The organism is Sinomonas sp., from assembly GCF_051955515.1.
Lineage (GTDB): Bacteria > Actinomycetota > Actinomycetes > Actinomycetales > Micrococcaceae > Sinomonas.
In genome coordinates this window covers 21,294-37,045 of the sequence record NZ_JBQCGQ010000150.1, presented here as the reverse complement: position 1 = coordinate 37,045, position 15,752 = coordinate 21,294, and the positions used below count along the sequence as shown (strand labels likewise).

Annotated in this window: 9 protein-coding genes; 4 read left to right on the top strand and 5 right to left on the bottom strand. The window is 68.7% G+C overall.

Annotated elements, in window-relative coordinates; genetic code table 11:
• The 3 genes from ACTHL9_RS08440 to ACTHL9_RS08430 form a co-directional block, all read left to right on the top strand.
• Positions 1 to 814 (top strand): helix-hairpin-helix domain-containing protein (locus tag ACTHL9_RS08440; RefSeq protein WP_440518407.1); only part of this gene is annotated, 814 nt, incomplete at its 5' end.
• A 125-nt stretch (positions 815 to 939) separates the two neighbouring features.
• A complete protein-coding gene (locus ACTHL9_RS08435; protein ID WP_440518406.1) occupies positions 940 to 2,619 on the top strand; it encodes a ComEC/Rec2 family competence protein in 1,680 nt (559 codons plus the stop codon).
• 304 nt (positions 2,620 to 2,923) lie between these two features.
• Positions 2,924 to 3,931, top strand: coding sequence for a heparan-alpha-glucosaminide N-acetyltransferase domain-containing protein (locus ACTHL9_RS08430; RefSeq protein ID WP_440518405.1), 1,008 nt, complete (start codon positions 2,924 to 2,926; stop codon positions 3,929 to 3,931).
• Between the two features lie 159 nt (positions 3,932 to 4,090).
• Here ACTHL9_RS08430 and ACTHL9_RS08425 read toward each other — a convergent pair whose 3' ends face one another.
• From ACTHL9_RS08425 to ACTHL9_RS08405, 5 genes are read right to left on the bottom strand one after another with little or no spacing between them, the layout of a single operon-like run.
• Complete coding sequence (locus ACTHL9_RS08425) at positions 4,091 to 4,801, bottom strand: cyclodeaminase/cyclohydrolase family protein (protein ID WP_440518404.1); 711 nt, start codon at positions 4,799 to 4,801, stop codon at positions 4,091 to 4,093.
• Complete coding sequence (locus ACTHL9_RS08420) at positions 4,794 to 7,982, bottom strand: HAD-IA family hydrolase (RefSeq protein WP_440518403.1); 3,189 nt, start codon at positions 7,980 to 7,982, stop codon at positions 4,794 to 4,796. The genes ACTHL9_RS08425 and ACTHL9_RS08420 overlap by 8 nt, the downstream gene beginning before the upstream one ends.
• Positions 7,983 to 7,989: 7 nt before the next feature.
• Entirely contained in the window at positions 7,990 to 9,144 is a 1,155-nt protein-coding gene (locus ACTHL9_RS08415) for an acetate kinase (protein ID WP_440518402.1), read from the bottom strand.
• Positions 9,145 to 9,152: 8 nt separating this feature from the next.
• The gene (gene pta / locus ACTHL9_RS08410; RefSeq protein ID WP_440518401.1) at positions 9,153 to 11,303 is read right to left on the bottom strand and encodes a phosphate acetyltransferase; all 2,151 of its coding nucleotides are present in this window, start codon (positions 11,301 to 11,303) and stop codon (positions 9,153 to 9,155) included.
• Positions 11,300 to 13,753: a phosphoketolase family protein gene (locus tag ACTHL9_RS08405; RefSeq protein ID WP_440518400.1), complete on the bottom strand. Its 2,454-nt coding sequence runs from the start codon at positions 13,751 to 13,753 to the stop codon at positions 11,300 to 11,302. The genes pta and ACTHL9_RS08405 overlap by 4 nt, the downstream gene beginning before the upstream one ends.
• 112 nt (positions 13,754 to 13,865) lie before the next feature.
• Between ACTHL9_RS08405 and ACTHL9_RS08400 the strand changes: the two genes are divergently transcribed.
• Positions 13,866 to 15,749 carry a heavy metal translocating P-type ATPase gene (locus ACTHL9_RS08400; protein WP_440518399.1) on the top strand — a complete coding sequence of 628 codons (1,884 nt, stop codon included), beginning with the start codon at positions 13,866 to 13,868 and terminating at the stop codon, positions 15,747 to 15,749.
• The last annotated feature ends 3 nt before the right edge of the window (positions 15,750 to 15,752 follow it).

Genomic DNA, 15,752 nt, shown 5'->3' with positions numbered 1-15,752 from the left:
CATGGGACGGCGAGCGCGCACTGGATCCCTTGCGGCCCGTCACCGCTGGGAGCAATTCACCGCCGTTCAAGGCGGCGCAGTCGATGACTTTCCTGTCGAGGGCGGGGTGGCAGGACTTCTTGACGGCCCCGGGGATGATCGTGTGGACGACGGCGGGGCGCGCACCCGCTCGCGACCTCGCCTCGGTCTTTCCTCGGCTGTCGCTGCAGTGGTGGTCTGCCTTCTCTGTGCGGCGGCCGGACTCTGGTGGTGGACGACTCTCTCGTCTCCTCCGAAGGTCCAGCCGGTCGACGCCCCGGGCCCCCGTCCCTCGAGCAGCGGCGGCGAGGCCAGCGGCGGTCAGCCAAGCGGGGCTGCCGGCGACGGAGGTCGCGTCCTCGTGGTTCACGTTGCCGGCGCGGTGGTGTCGCCCGGGGTCTATCGCCTGCCGATTGGCAGCAGGATCCACGACGCGATCGGCGCAGCTGGCGGTGCGGTTCCCGAGGCTGATCTTCATCGGCTGAATCTGGCGGCTCCACTCGAGGACGGCGTGAGAGTGCTCGTGCCGCGTCCGGGCGACGCGGTCGAGACATCTCCCTCCGCTCCATCGCCCAATGCCGGCGGAGGTGCGTCCTCCCGAGGCAAGGTCAACCTGAACAGCGCCACCGCGGAGGAACTGGCGGGTCTCCCGCGCGTCGGTCCGGTCCTCGCCCAGCGCATCGTGGAGTACCGGCAACAGCACGGCCGCTTCGCCTCGCCCGAGGACCTGGACGCCGTTCCGGGAGTCGGCGCAAAGATGCTTGAGTCCTTGCTCCCACTGGTAGTCGCGCAGTGAGGCGGCGAACGGGGGATTCCGCTGCGAAGAACTGGGCGCGCTACGTCGAGTCGGCAAACTTGGGGGCGAAGCGTTCGCCGACGGAAAGCCAAGCGCGTGGGGAACCGGAGCGATCCTCTCCCTTGGTGCGCTGGCGGACGGCGGCTGCGCGCGCGGTGGGGGCGGTAAGGGAGTGGGGGACGGCGCGCTCGCCGGATCCGTCCGTTTCCGCCGAGAGCTTTCTCGGCTGGCGCGACCTTCGCCTCGTACCGGTCGCCGCCGCGGTCTGGGGTGGCGCTGCCTGGGCGGTGATCGGGCCAGCAGCTGGCCTGCCCCTTCTGTCCGTCGCCGGCTGGGCCGGGGGTGTTCTCGCTGGCGGGCTCCTCGCCGGGGTGCTCTTGCGGGTCACCCCGCTCAAGCTCGCGGTCCTCGTTGCCGCCCTCGCGTGGGCTGGAGGCTTCGCGGCCGGTTCGGCCCGGCTCGCGCACGACAGCGCTGGCCCGGCCGGTCTGCTCCTCGCGGAGGGTGGCGACGCACAAGTGGTGCTGGAACTGCTCGGTGAACCGCGCCGCCAGCAGTCGGGTGGACCATATTCCTCCGCTCCTCGGTACATTGCAGATGCTCGGCTTGTTGCCGGCACCCATAACGGCCTGCGATTCACGGGGTCGGCTCGAGTTGTGGTCGCGGCAGTCGCCCTGGATGGTCTTCGCCGCGGGGACCTTATCGAAGCCCCGGCGCGATTCGAGGGCGGCCGCTCGGACGGCACCGGATTCCTCTCGCTCAGGGGTGCGCCCAAACGGACGGGCAGCTCGCCGCAGTCGCATCTGACCGCCGGCCTTCGGGAAGCACTGCGCACTCAAGTCTCGAGCCTGCCTCCAGATGCCGCCGGTTTGCTTCCTGCTCTGGCGGTGGGAGACCGCAGCGCCCTCGACCCACAGCTTGAAGCCGATCTGCGGGCCGCCGGACTGAGCCATCTTACGGCGGTCAGCGGCGCGAATTTCGCACTCGTCCTCGGAACTGTCGCCCTCGTGCTCCGTGCGGCCCGGCTGCCGCGATGGGCCGTAGGCGTGACGTGCGGGCTGACGCTGCTCGCGTTCGTCGCCGTCGTCGGACCTGAGGCCAGCGTCCTGCGCGCTGGTGCCATGGGGTCGGTGGGCCTCGTTGCGCTCTTCGCCGGGAGGTCCGGAACGGCGTGCGCTGCGCTGTGCTCGGCCGTGGTCGGCATCCTCCTGATCGACCCAGCACTCGCCCTCAGCTACGGCTTCATCCTCTCCGTGCTCGCCACTCTCGGTATCACCCTGCTCGGGCGGCCCCTCGCTGCCGCCCTCGCCCCACGGTTGGGTCAGTGGTTGGCCATGGTGATCTCCGTGCCGCTGTCAGCCCAGCTCGTCTGCGGTCCAGTCGTCGTGCTGCTCGACCCGGTATTCCAGTCCTGGGCGCTGCCGGCCAACATCCTCGCCGCGCCACTCGTGCCGCCGATCACCATCGCGGCGACGCTCTCGCTCGCCGTGGGGATGCTCTGTCCGCCAGTCGCGTGGCTCAGCGCGTTGGCGGCAGGCCCGCCCGCCGTCGTCCTCGCGGGGCTCGCCCACGGCGCCGCGGCCCTGCCGGGATCCCGTCTTCCCTGGCTCGAGGGACTCGCTGGCGCCCTCGCGATGGCCGTAGTCTCGGCCGTGTCCGCGGCCCTGGTCCTACTCTCAACCCCGGGAGCGGCGCTCCGCGCCCGTCGGCGAGCCGTCAGGCCGCGGCGCTCACCGAGACGGCGGGAATCCACTCGAGGTGCGCCAAGAAAGGATCGACCCCCTCGACCGAGCGGAAAGCAATGACGCGACGCTCAACAGCGATCCGCCTGATAAAGCGGAGAGCGCTGAACCGATCGCTCCGACCGACAGGATGCTCCCGATCGATCCGATCGACAGTGTCGAGCCGACAGACCCGACAGACAGCACGGAACCCACGGAACCGATGGACAGTACCGAGCCCCGCGACCACAGCGATAGCACTGAGTGAGGGGACGGGCGACCGGCGGAGAGTGCGGTTGGCGTGGCCATTCCCCCATCATCCACCGCCGCCGCTGCTCCGACGGCGCGAGACCCGCCATTCGTCCGGGAGCCGCGGTAGCCTCAGTTCGTGTCATCGGTGTCGCGGGGCGCACAGGCCAGCGGGCGCGAAGGGCCCAGCGGCCTTGTGACGCTGCGCGATCTGAGCATTGACCGGCTCCGCGGCCTGCTGGTGTTCCTGATGGTGGGCGGGAACTACCTCGCGGGAGTCCGGGCCATCCCTGCGTACCTCAAGCATGCGCCAGACATCGGCTTGACGGTCGCCGACCTCGTGGCGCCCTGCTTCGTGGTGGTGATGGGGGTGAACTACGGTCCGTCCTTCGAACGACGGAGGGGGGTGAGCGTGACCGGGGCCTATCGTCACCTGCTGATGCGTTACCTGAGCCTGCTGGGCCTCGGGGCCATCATCAGCGCGGGAGGAACGGTCCTCGCGGGGCAGCCCTCAGATTGGGGCGTCCTCCAGGCGCTCGGGATGGCCGGGCTGATCGCTGCACCGTTCGTCAGGCTCGGCACCTGGGCGAGGTTCGCCATCGGGACCATCATCCTCTGCGCCTACCAGTACTTGCTCGACGACGGGATGCTCCACAGCGTCCTCTCGTCGGTTCAGGGCGGATTCTTCGGGTCGGTCTCCTGGGGTGCCCTCCTCGTGCTCGCGACGGCGGTCGCGGACATTCGCCGCAAGGGAACGGTTCCCTACGCCGTCGGCTGCGCCCTGCTCATCGTGGCCGCAATGGCCTCGGTGCTGGTCGCGCCCGTGAGCAAGAACCGTGTCTCGCTCAGTTTTGTCCTCATCACCTTGGCCGTGAGTGCCGTAGCGATGCTGATCATGGAGCTGGGGGCGCGGGCGGTGGGGGCCCGGGCCGGATACTTCTGCTGGTGGGGCGAGAATGCGTTGGCTCTCTACCTGCTCCACCTGCTGCTTCTCGGACTCATCGAGTTTCCGCCGCTGCCCGAGTGGTACTGGGATGCCCCGCTATGGCTTGCCGCACTGCAGCTCGCCGCCCTGCTCGCGGTCACCTCGGCGGCCGCTTGGCTGCTGCATCGTCGGCGGTACCCTAAGTACTCGACACCCGTCTAAGGTCTCAGAGGAGTCCAAGCGTGCTCACCGGTGGAACCGCAGGAATCAGTGTCGGGGCGTTGGTGGCAGTGGCCGTTGCCCTGTACATCGTGCTGGTTGTGCGCCGCAGGAATTAGCCTTCGCACCGTCGAGCCAACCACAGCGACGCCGAAACCCGCCTCAATCAGCCGTAGGGGCGTCCGTGGGCGCAGCGCGATGGTCGATCTGGGCCGTGAGGGAGTCGATCCGGGCAATCGCCTCGTTGAACTGCCCGACCTTGGACCACAGGTCTGGATGCTCCTTCTGGATCTCCTCCAGTGTCCCGCCTCCCGAGCGGAGCGCCGCAAGGTCAAAACTCACGTTGGTGCGGGCTCCGGTGATGGCGGCCCGAAGGGCCCCGAGTGCGACCACGACGTCTGCCACCAGCGCCGGGTTGCCGTGTGTCGCAAGCCAGGCGAGATCGTCGAGGGCTTCGCAGGCCCTGTCGCCGAGCACCGCAGATGACCTGGCGGCGTGTAGAGACGCATTCCGGATGGCTTCCTCGCGCGCGGAGCCGGGATCGCGGCGGAACGCCGCGCCGAAGGCCTGAGAAGCCGACGCGTCGTCGTCGGCCAGTCTGAGAGCGGACTCGCGAAGAGACTGCGCCCGAGCGCGAATGCGGTCGACCTCTGTGCGCGCCTGCCCCTCCTTCCCGGTGTAGCCGGCGACCATCGAGGCCAACGACGAGGCAACGGCAAGCATGAGGCCTGTGCCGGCACCGCCACCGGGCGAACCTGTGGATAGGGCCAAGGCGCTGGTCCACTCATCAACCGTCGAGCTCTGGGTACTGACTTCAGAGCTCGAGGTGCTGCCTTCCGGGCTCTCGGGACTGGCCAAGTGGGAATCACTCATGGCGTCCAGTCTTCCCTTCCTCGTCGAGCGTGAAATGCTGCGACGCCCCGGCCGACAGCAGGACCTCCTGGTCGCCCAGCCGCAGGCGCACGGGGCCAGCGTCCCCTGGAGCGGACGAGACGGAGAGCCGCTGGCGCTCGAGGCGGATGTCGAGGAGGTGGTCCCGATACCGGACCCGAATGGCGACTGAGCGCAGCTCGCGGGGGAGCTGGGGTGCGAAGACGAGGGCGTCGGAGGTGAGACGGAGGCCCGTGAAGCTGCGCTGCACCACGTCGATCGTGCCAGCCATGGCCCCCAGATGAACTCCCGCTCGGGTTGTTCCACCCTGGGTGTCGTCCAGGTCGGCGTCCAATGCCTCTCGGAAGATCTCCCAAGCCCGTTCAGGATCCATGCTCGCGAGCACCGACGCGTGCGCCACCCGGCTGAGCGTGGAGCCGTTCGCCGTCCTGGCGAGGTAGTAGTCGACCGTCGTCGCGAGCTGTTCGGGCGTCGTCGGATAACCGAGTCGGTCGAGCAGGAGCATGAGCTCGTCCTGACCGAAGAGGTACAGGAGCATGAGGGCGTCAGCCTGCTTCGCAACACGGTAGCGGTTTGTGCTGTCTCCCTCGGCCTCAAGAATCAGGTCAAGCCGCTCGATGTTGTGATACCTGTCCCGGTAGCCCGCCCAGTCGAACTCCATGAGGCCCCCATAGCCAGCGAACTGGCTGATGACCCCGTCGTGGAAATGCAGCGCCATGCGTCTGCTCATCCGGTCCCAGCGCTCGAGCTCGGAGGCTCGGATTCCGAGACGATCGATCAGGTCGTCCCGGTCATGGCCCTCCAGGAGGTCGAGGACACGGCACGCCGTCTGGCACACCCATGCCACCATGACGTTCGTGTACGCGTTGTCGTCGATCCCGTCCGCTGGATGATCGGGATAGCCCGTGTGGTATTCGTCCGGACCCATCACGCCGCGAAGGTGGTAACGGTCCTGGCGCGGATCGTAGTCGACGAGGGAGGCGAACAGCCTCGTCACCTCGACGATGAGCTCCGCCCCTTGCTGGAGGAGCCAGTATCTGTCGTTGGTGGCCTCGAAGTACTGCCACGCGTTGAACGCGATGGCGAGGCCCACGTGGCGTTGCAGGCGCGAAATGTCCTGCATCCAGCGTCCTGAGCGGGGATTGAAGATCCACAGCGGTGTCTCCTCTCGGCCGTCACTCCCGCTCTGCCAGGGGAACAGCGCGCCCCCGAGTCCTCGGAGCCTGGCCGCCTGCCGGGCGGCTGGCAGCCGGCGCCAACGGTAGGCGATGAGGGAGCGGGCGACGGCGGGAAACCTCGAGGTGATCAGCGGGAGCACGAAGAGCTCGTCCCAGAAGACGTGGCCACGATAACCCTCGCCGTGCAGGCCGCGGGCCGGAACGCCGACGTCGAGGTTGGAGACGAACGGGGCGAGCACCTGCAGCACGTGGAACACGTGCAGGTTCACCACGAGCTGCACGTGGGGCGCCGCATCGAGGCCCACCGTGAAGAGCGGCAAGAGCCGACCCCAGGCCGCCGAGTGTTCGGAGAGAAGCTCATCGAACGGTCGCTGCGAGCGCTCCAGGACAGCAACCGCTCCCGTCCTGGGCGATGAGATGGCGCGGTCGCGCGAGGTGGCGAAGGCGGCAGTCTTGACGACCCGGGTCGGGATCCCATCCTTCACCGAAAGGGCAAACCGCTGGAAATGCAGACCGCCGACGAGCCCGGGGGTACTCTCGAGCGCCTCGTCGCCCTCGACCACGGTGCGCATCGCGACGGCAATCCGCACCCTGCTCTGCGTCGTCTCTGCCTCGGCAATGAGGAAACCTTGCGCGCCTTCGGCGGCGGCGTCATCGTCCGGCGTGCTCCGGTCACGGAGATGCCGCCGCGCCAGCAGCGCGTCTTCGAAGACGTTCTCATTGCTCACGTCCATATCGACGCCGCTCCGGACGGCCACCGTCCCGCTCCAGCCCTCGGGGGTGAGCACGGTCTCAAGCGCCATGAGCTGCCGCTCCGCCATGGAGACGAACCGGCGCTGCTGCACTCTGAGCCGTCGCCCCTGCTCATCGACCAGTACGGCCTCCCGCAGGAGAATCGCCCGCCGCAGGTCCAGGACCCGGCGCTCTGACGCTAGCGTCAGGGAGCCCTCGGACCACCAGTCCCCGTCCTCAAGCCGCACATCGAAGTGCAGCCAGTTCGGCCCGTTCACCAGGTGCTCGTCTTCGGTCTCGCGCCCTTCGACAAGATGGGAGACACGGTTGTAGACCCCACTGAGGTACGTGCCGGGGTAGCCCACGCCGCCCCGGCCGCTCTCGGGTGCAGCGCCCCGCACGCCGACGTAGCCGTTGCCCAGGGTGGTGAGGGCCTCGCGATGCCCCTCGTGGCCGGGGTCCGAGCCTTCATAGACGAGCAGCCACGGGTCGGCGATGACCAGGCCCAAGTCGAGTTCCCCGACGTCGTCGAGTACGACGCCGGCCCCAGCCGCCTCGAGCTCGGCCCGGTGGCCTCCCCTGTCGATGCCGACGACGAGCCCGAAGCCGCCGCGCCGCGCAGCCTCGACTCCCGCGGTCGAATCCTCGATGACCACGGAGCGCGCGCTGGGAGGCCCCAGCCGCCGTGCCGCCTCGAGGAACAGGTCCGGCTCGGGCTTTCCCGCCAGCCCGAGTCGGGCGGTTTCGACTCCGTCCACCACGACGTCGAAGGACTTCTCGAGGTGGGCCGCGTGGAGCACGGTTTGAGCGTTGCGGCTGGCCGTCGCGAGGGCAACGGGAACCCGACCCGCGCGAAGGCGGTCGAGCAGGGCCACAGTTCCCGCGAAGGCAGAGACGCCGGCCCCAAGCCGATTCCGGAAGAGCCGGTCCTTGAGCGCGCCAAGCCCGAAGGCCGTCCACGTCCCCGCCTCGTCGGACGCATCACCGCGGGGAATCTGGATGCCTCGGGACCGGAGGAAGGTCAGGACGCCCTCCTCCCTCGGACGCCCATCCACGAAGTCAAGGTAGTCGCTGCGCCGGAAGGGGCTCACATCCACACCCGACACGATCCGCGGATCTTTCAGGACCCCGTCGAACAGCTCTCTCCACGCGGCCTCGTGGACGATCGCGGTGTCCGTGACCACGCCGTCGAGATCGAAGATGACCGCGTCGAAGGGCGGCTTTGCTGCCTCCCAGGTCGGCGACCTTGTCATGGCGGGCTCAGCGCACGGCGGCGGTTCGGACCACCGCCGCCGTCGCCTCGGCGATGGCGCGCTCCTCATCGGTGGGCACCACGAGCACGGCGATGGCGGAACCCTCCGTCGAGATCACGCGTGGGTCGGGGGAGCGGAGAGCATTGGCGTCCGGATCGAGAGCTATGCCGAGGGCGCCGAGCCGTTCGACGACCAGGGCTCTGAAGTCAGCGGAGTTCTCGCCGATTCCGGCGGTGAAGACGATTGCCTGGGCGCCGCCGACGACGACGTGGTAGGCGCCGATGTACTTGGCGAGCCGATACGCGGCGACGTCCAGGGCCCTCTGTGCCTTCGCCTCGCCGCGCGCTGCCGCCCCGACGAGGGTGCGCATGTCGTTCGAGCCGCCAAGTCCCTTGAGCCCCGACTCTCGATTGAGCAGGTCGTCGATCTCGTCCGGGCTCATGCCCTGCCGCCCCAGATACACGAGGATCGACGGGTCCACGTCCCCCGAGCGGGTGCCCATGACAAGTCCTTCGAGTGGTGTGAAGCCCATCGAGGTGTCCACCGAGCGCCCTCCCTGCACGGCCGTCGCGGAAGCACCGTTGCCGAGATGGAGCACGACGGCGTTGAACGACTCGAGCGGGACCCCCAGCAGGGCGGCGGCCCGGCGGGCAACGTATTCGTGCGAGGTCCCGTGGAATCCGTACCGGCGGATGCCGTGCCGGGTGTACAGCCAGTCCGGAACGGCGTACCGCCACGCGCGTTCGGGCAGGGTCCGGTGATAGGCCGTATCGAACACGGCCACTTGGCGCATCCCCGGCCATTTCTCCTCGATGGCCCTGATGCCCACCACGTTGGCCGGGTTGTGGAGGGGCGCGAGGGGATTGAGCCGCTCGATGGCCCTCGTGATCTCGTTGTTGATGAGCACAGGTTCGGAGAAGCGCTCGCCGCCGTGCACTACGCGGTGTCCGACGGCGTCGATCTGGCGGCCGCCGAGCGCGCTCTGGAGCGTGGCGTCCGCAACGTCGAGGGCCGCCTCGTGATCCGGGATCTCGAGGTCGCCGTCCTCCGCGGGGAAGCCGATACGCTCCACGATGCCCTCGACGAGGACCTCGTCCGCGTCGACGTCCCGCAACTGGTACTTGAGCGATGATGAGCCGGAGTTGATGACGAGGACGAGCATAGGGCCTCCTAGCCTGCCTGAGCCTGCAGCATCTGGGCGTGGACTGCCTGGGCCTGCACGGCAGTAATGGCGACGGTGTTGACGATGTCCTCGACCGTGCAGCCTCGCGAGAGATCGTTGACGGGCTTGCGGAGACCTTGCAGGACCGGACCGACGGCCACAGCCCCGGCCGATTGCTGCACCGCCTTGTACGTGTTGTTGCCGGTATTCAGGTCGGGGAAGATGAACACGGTCGCCTGGCCCGCGACGTCCGAGCCCGGGAGCTTGGTCGCAGCGATCGAGGCGTCGACGGCGGCGTCGTACTGGATCGGGCCCTCGACAGCGAGGTCGGGCCGCCGCTCGCGGACGAGTTCTGTGGCCCTACGCACCTTGTCGACCGTCGCGCCGCTGCCCGAGGCCCCCGTCGAGTAGCTCAGCATCGCCACGCGCGGCACGACCCCGAACTGGGCGGCGGTCTCCGCAGAGGCGATCGCGATGTCGGCCAGCTGCTCGGCGTCGGGCTCGGGGTTGACGGCGCAATCGCCGTAGACGAGTACTCGGTCCGGTAGGAGCATGAAGAACACAGACGAGACGACCTTCACCCCGGGGCTGGTCTTGACGAATTCGAGAGCCGGCCTGATCGTGTGGGCGGTCGTATGCGCGGCGCCGGACACCATCCCGTCCACGATGCCGAGCTGGACCATCATGGTCCCGAAGTAGCTCACATCCAGCATGGCCTCGAGGGCCTTGGGAAGGTCAACGCCACGATGGGCCCTCAACCGCGCGTACTCCTGGGCGAAGCGCTCCCGCAGGTCGCTCGTCGCCGGATTGAGGATCTGCATGCCCATCAGCGATATGCCGTTGGATCCTGCGATCTCCCGCACTTGGGCGTCATCGCCGAGGATCGTCAGGTCGCAGACATCCCGCCGGTGGAGGATCTCCGCGGCTCGCAGGATCCTCACATCGGTACCTTCGGGAAGGACGATGTGGCGGCGGTCCACCCGAGCTCGTCCGATGAGTTCGTGGAGGAAGCGGAGCGGTGTCATGGTCTCGGGCCGCGGGAGGTTGAGGCGCTCGAGGATCTCGGCGTCGTCGACCCTCCTCGACCATGCCCCGAGGGCGGAGGCGACCTTCCGCCGGTGGCCCGACCAGATCTCGCTCCTCACCTCCGAGACGCTCCGCGCGGCGTGGTAGGTGTCTTCCGCGTACGCGAAGATGGGGAACGGCGCGGGTGCGAGGAGCGGGAGGATGTGCTCGTCGGGGGAGAGCCCGCCCGTGAGGATCAGGGCCGAGGGAACGGGGAATTCGGGCGAGAACGTGGAGGCGAGCGCTCCCACCATGATGTCTGCGCGATCACCTGGGACGATCACCAGGTCGCCCGTTTCGAGGACGCCGATGAAGTTCGCCACGCTCATCGCGGCCACCTTGACGTCGCGCACTTCGCGCTCCATGTCCGCGCGGCCCGCGATCTGACGGAGTGCGAGCAGGGAGGAGACCTCGCCCGTCGTCGGCCGCGAAATCTCCTCGATCTCTGGGAGGACGTAGACGGGACGATGGGAGAGGCCGGGCCGGATGGCAGCGGAGATCTCGTTGAGGTGTTGTGGCGCGGCGCGATTCACCATCATCATCAGGAGGCTGCAATGCGCGGCCTGGAGTTCCTTCCGGGCCACGTCCACCGCGTCGGCGATTTCCTCCGGGGTCCGCTCACGCCCGCTCACGACGGCGACCATGGGGCATCCGAGGTCGTTCGCAAGGCGTGCGTTGAGCGCGAATTCTACGGCGGAGTCCTGGCCCACGAGGTCGGTGCCTTCGACAATGACGACGTCGCACTGCGCCGCGATCTCCGAGAAGACGTCGACGGTGCGCGCCCCGATTTCCTCGCGCTTCCCCTCCGCGAGATACTTCCTGACTTCCTTTGCGGTGAGGCCCCCGCGGCACATGGCAGGGTCGAGGTCATAGCGGGAGCGGATCAGCGCGACCATCGGATCCGCGTCCGGCGTGGCGCCTGCCACAACAGGCTTGAAGAACCCGATGCGGTCCGTGTGGCTGTGCAGCGCCTCGGCGAGGCCGAGGGCCACGAGCGACTTGCCGGATCCGGGTGTTGTGGCGCTGACATAGATTCCCTTGGAGGCGCGCGTGCCCAGGCCGTCGAGCCGCTGCGCCGAGCCGCCAATGCTCATCTGCTGTCGTCTCCCGTGTCCGTGAACGCCGCGTTTGCGCCCGAGGCAGACGAGGGGTCCCACGCCCATCCCGCAACGTCGGGGTGGTCCTCTCCGTGCTCGCGGGTGTATTCGCGGGCACGCAGCCGGGCGTCCTGCATCTCCTGCCGCACCGTGCCATACCGTTCGGTCAGCCCAGGGACCCTGTCGATGACGTCCATGACGAGCCGGTACCGGTCGATGTCGTTGAGCATCACCATGTCGAACGGCGTCGTGGTGGTGCCCTCCTCCTTGTAGCCGCGCACGTGGAGGTGCGGGTGACCGTGGCGCCGGTACGCGAGGCGGTGGATGAGCCACGGGTAGCCGTGGTATGCGAAGATCACCGGGCTGTCGGCTGTGAAGATTGCGTCATACTCGCTGTCGGAGAGTCCGTGCGGGTGCTCGCCTTCGCTCTGCAGGCGCATGAGGTCGACGACGTTGACCACGCGCACCTTGAGGTCCGGGATGCGCTTGCGCAGGATGGACGCCGCGGCGAGGACCTCGAGCGTCGGGACGTCACCGGCGGCCGCGAGGACCACGTCAGGCTCTTCGCCGGGAGTCTCCGTGCCAGCCCATTGGAGGATCCCGAGCCCGCGCGTGCAATGCGCGATGGCCTCGCCGCTGGTGAGCCAGTTGAACCCGGGCTGCTTGCCGGCGACGACGACGTTCACGTAGTCCACAGATCGGAGGCAGTGGTCGTAGGTGGACAGGAGCGTGTTCGCGTCGAACGGCAGGTAGACGCGCACGACGTCGGCCTTCTTGTTGACCACGTGATCAATGAAGCCCGGGTCCTGATGGGAGTTCCCGTTGTGGTCTTGGCGCCACACGTGGGAGCTGAGGAGGTAGTTCAGCGATGACACGGGCCGACGCCACGGTATGCGCTTCGCTGACTCGAGCCATTTCGCGTGCTGGTTGAACATCGAGTCGACGATGTGGATGAAGGCCTCATACGAGGTGAAGACGCCGTGCCGGCCGGTGAGCAGGTAGCCCTCGAGCCAGCCCTGGCACTGGTGCTCGCTCAGCATCTCCATGACCCGCCCCGCCGGGGCGAGATGATTGTCCTCGTCGATCGGCAGGTACTCGCCGTTCCACTGCTTGTCAGTCACCTCGTAGACGGACTGCAGGCGGTTCGAGGCTGTCTCGTCGGGACCGAAGAGACGGAACGTCTCAGGGTTCTGGAGTATGACGTCGCGCAGCCACCGGCCGAGGACCTCCGTCGCCTGGCTCGTGGAGCCGCCGGGCGACGGGACCTCGACGGCGTAGTCCCGGAAGTCGGGCAAGGACAGCTCCTGACGGAGCAGCCCTCCGTTCGCGACCGGGTTCGCGCTCATCCGGCGCTCACCCACGGGCGCAAGGGCGGTCACGGAAGCCAAGGGGGCGCCGTCGTCGTCGAACAGCTCCTCGGGGCGGTACGAACGCAGCCACCCCTCAAGAATTCTCAGATGCTCCTCGGAGTCGCGGGCCTGGGCGAGCGGCACTTGATGCGCGCGCCAGTTGCCCTCGGCGGGGTGCCCATCGATCTCCTTGGGGCAGGTCCAGCCCTTGGGGGAGCGGAAGATGATCATGGGCCACGGGGGCCGCTCGGTGAGCCGACCCGCCGCGGCGTCCGCCTTGAGGGCGGCGATGTGGTCGAGCGCGCCGTCGAGCACAGCAGCGAACCGTTCATGGGCTGCCAAGGGGTCCTCGCCATCCAAGCCCACCGAGACGAGGTAGGGCGTGTGGCCGTAGCCTCGCATGAGGGCGAGGAGCTCGTCCTCCGGGATGCGCGCGAGCACCGTGGGATTGGCGATCTTGAAGCCGTTGAGATGCAGGATCGGCAGGACCACACCGTCCTTGACAGGGTTCGTGAACTTGTTGGAGTGCCAGGCGGTCGCGAGCGGCCCGGTCTCCGCCTCGCCGTCGCCCACGACGCACGCGACGAGGAGATCGGGATTGTCGAGCACCGCCCCGTAGGCGTGCGAGAGCGAGTAACCCAACTCGCCCCCCTCATGGATGGAGCCCGGGGTTTGGGGGGCCGCGTGAGAAGGAATGCCGCCCGGGAAGGAGAACTGCCGGAAGAGCTTGCGCAGGCCCTCTTCGCTGCGATCCACGTCGTGCCACAGCTCGCTGTACGTGCCCTCCAGGTAGGCATTGGCGACGACGGCCGGCCCACCATGGCCGGGGCCCGTGACGAAGAGCGTGCTGAGTCCACGGTCGATGATGGCGCGGTTCAGGTGAGCGTAGAGGAAGTTCAGTCCCGGGGAGGTACCCCAGTGCCCGAGCAGTCGAGGCTTGACGTCCTCGGGGACCAGAGCGCGCCGAAGGAGCGGGTTGTCCAGGAGGTAGATCTGTCCCAGCGAGAGATAGTTGGCCGCCCGCCACCACTGATCCAGCGCTTCAAGCATGCGGTCATCGACAGTCGTACCGATCGGGGCCCATGCAGCGTCAGTCATGGCTTCCTTCCGTCGCACCTTGCGCCAGCATACGACCCCTGCGTTGTGCTCGTCTGGACCTAGGGCGGGACCTCGTCTGGACGGGGAAGCAGCCTGCGGACCATGATCAGGCATGGCGTCATTGCGCTTGGCACGTCGATACCCGCTGGTCACCGCCGCGCTCCTCGTGCTCGCCGGAGCGCTCGCCCTCCAGGCCGCGGGGCAGACGACGGCCGGATCGGTCCTCGCGGGCGCCTTCGCGGGGGCGGTCGGCCTCTGGACCCTTGTCGGCATGGTGCGCGAGATGCTCCGGGGGCGCTGGGGCCTCGACATGCTGGCCGTGGGCGCGATCGGCGCGACCCTCGCCGTGGGCGAGGAGATCGCGGCTGTCATCATCGTGCTCATGCTCACGGGCGGGGGCGCGCTCGAAGACTTCGCCGCCGGACGCGCCAAGCGAGAGCTGACGGCGCTCTTGGACCGTGCGCCGCGCGTTGCCCACCGCCAGGCCGACGGCCCGGTCGAGGACGTGGGCCTCGATGCGGTCCGGCCAGGGGATCTGCTGATCGTCCGGCCGAACGAGGTGGTGCCGGTCGACGGAACGCTTGCCTCGTCCGATGGCGTCTTCGACGAGTCCTCGCTGACCGGTGAAAGCCTCCCCGTCGAACGCTCCGAAGGCGATCCGGTGCTGAGCGGGTCGCTGAACGGCAGCTCGGCGGTGTTGCTTCGCGCGACGGCGACGGCGGCGGACAGCCAGTTCTCACAGATCGTCGCCCTGGTCCAGCAGGCGGCGGACAGCCGAGCCCCAGTGGTTCGGCTCGCCGACAGGTACGCGGTGCCCTTCACCCTCTTCTCATTCGTCCTCGCCGGCCTGGGCTGGTGGGTCTCCGGCTCGCCGGTTCGCTTCGCGGAAGTACTCGTCGTCGCGACCCCGTGCCCTCTGCTTCTTGCCGCACCGGTCGCCTTCCTCGGCGGGATGAGTCGCTCGGCCAAGAGCGGCGTCATCGTCAAGGGCGGGGCCGTGCTGGAGCTCCTGGCCCGCGTGCGCACGGTGGCGTTCGACAAGACAGGCACCCTGACGCGCGGGCGCCCGGAGCTCGTCGTGGTGCTGCCCGAGCCTGGCACGGACCCGGATGAACTGCTCGCGCTGACAGCCTCCGCAGAGCAGTACTCGTCCCACGCCCTCGCGGCCTCGGTGGTCGAGGCGGCCACGCAGCGCGGGATCCACCTGCTGCCGGGGGAGGGGGCGGAGGAGGTAGCGACGAACGGCGTGAGGGCGCAGGTCGGCGGCCATGAGGTGCTCGTCGGGAAGCGGGCGTTTGTCGCGGCTGCCGTTGGAGCCGAGATCGCCGAACCGGTCCTTCGTCCCGGGGAGCTCGCCGTCTACGTCGCCGTCGACGGCGTGCCCGGTGGCGTCGTCGTCCTCCGTGATGCTCCGCGCCCCGAGGCACGGGACACTCTCGCCCGGCTCAAGCGGGCCGGGGCCGAGCACCTCCTCATGCTCACCGGCGACGCCGAGTCCACCGCGCACAGCATTGCCGCAGAGCTCGGCGTCACCGAGGTCCGCTCCGAGCTCCTCCCCGCGGACAAGGTGGAAATCGTGCGGCAAGTCCAACCTCGACCCGTGCTCATGGTCGGCGACGGCGTCAACGACGCCCCTGTCCTAGCGGGGGCCGATGTCGGCATCGCCATGGGGGCGCGCGGCTCGACCGCAGCGAGCGAGTCGGCGGACGCCGTCGTGCTCGTCGAAGACATCTCGCGGACGGCCAAGGCCGTCGAGATCGCCCAGCACACGGTTCGCGTGGCGCTTCAGTCGATCTGGCTCGGCATCGCTCTCAGCGTGGGCCTGATGGCCGTCGCCCTGACGGGAATCCTCCCACCCGTCGCCGGGGCCCTCATCCAGGAGGCCGTGGATCTCGCCACTATCCTGAACGCACTTCGGGCGCTCGACTCGCCCCGCAGCGGGCCGCCCCGCACCCGCGCGCCGGGGCGGCAGGCCGACGTCGTGCGCCCTGCGTGAAAG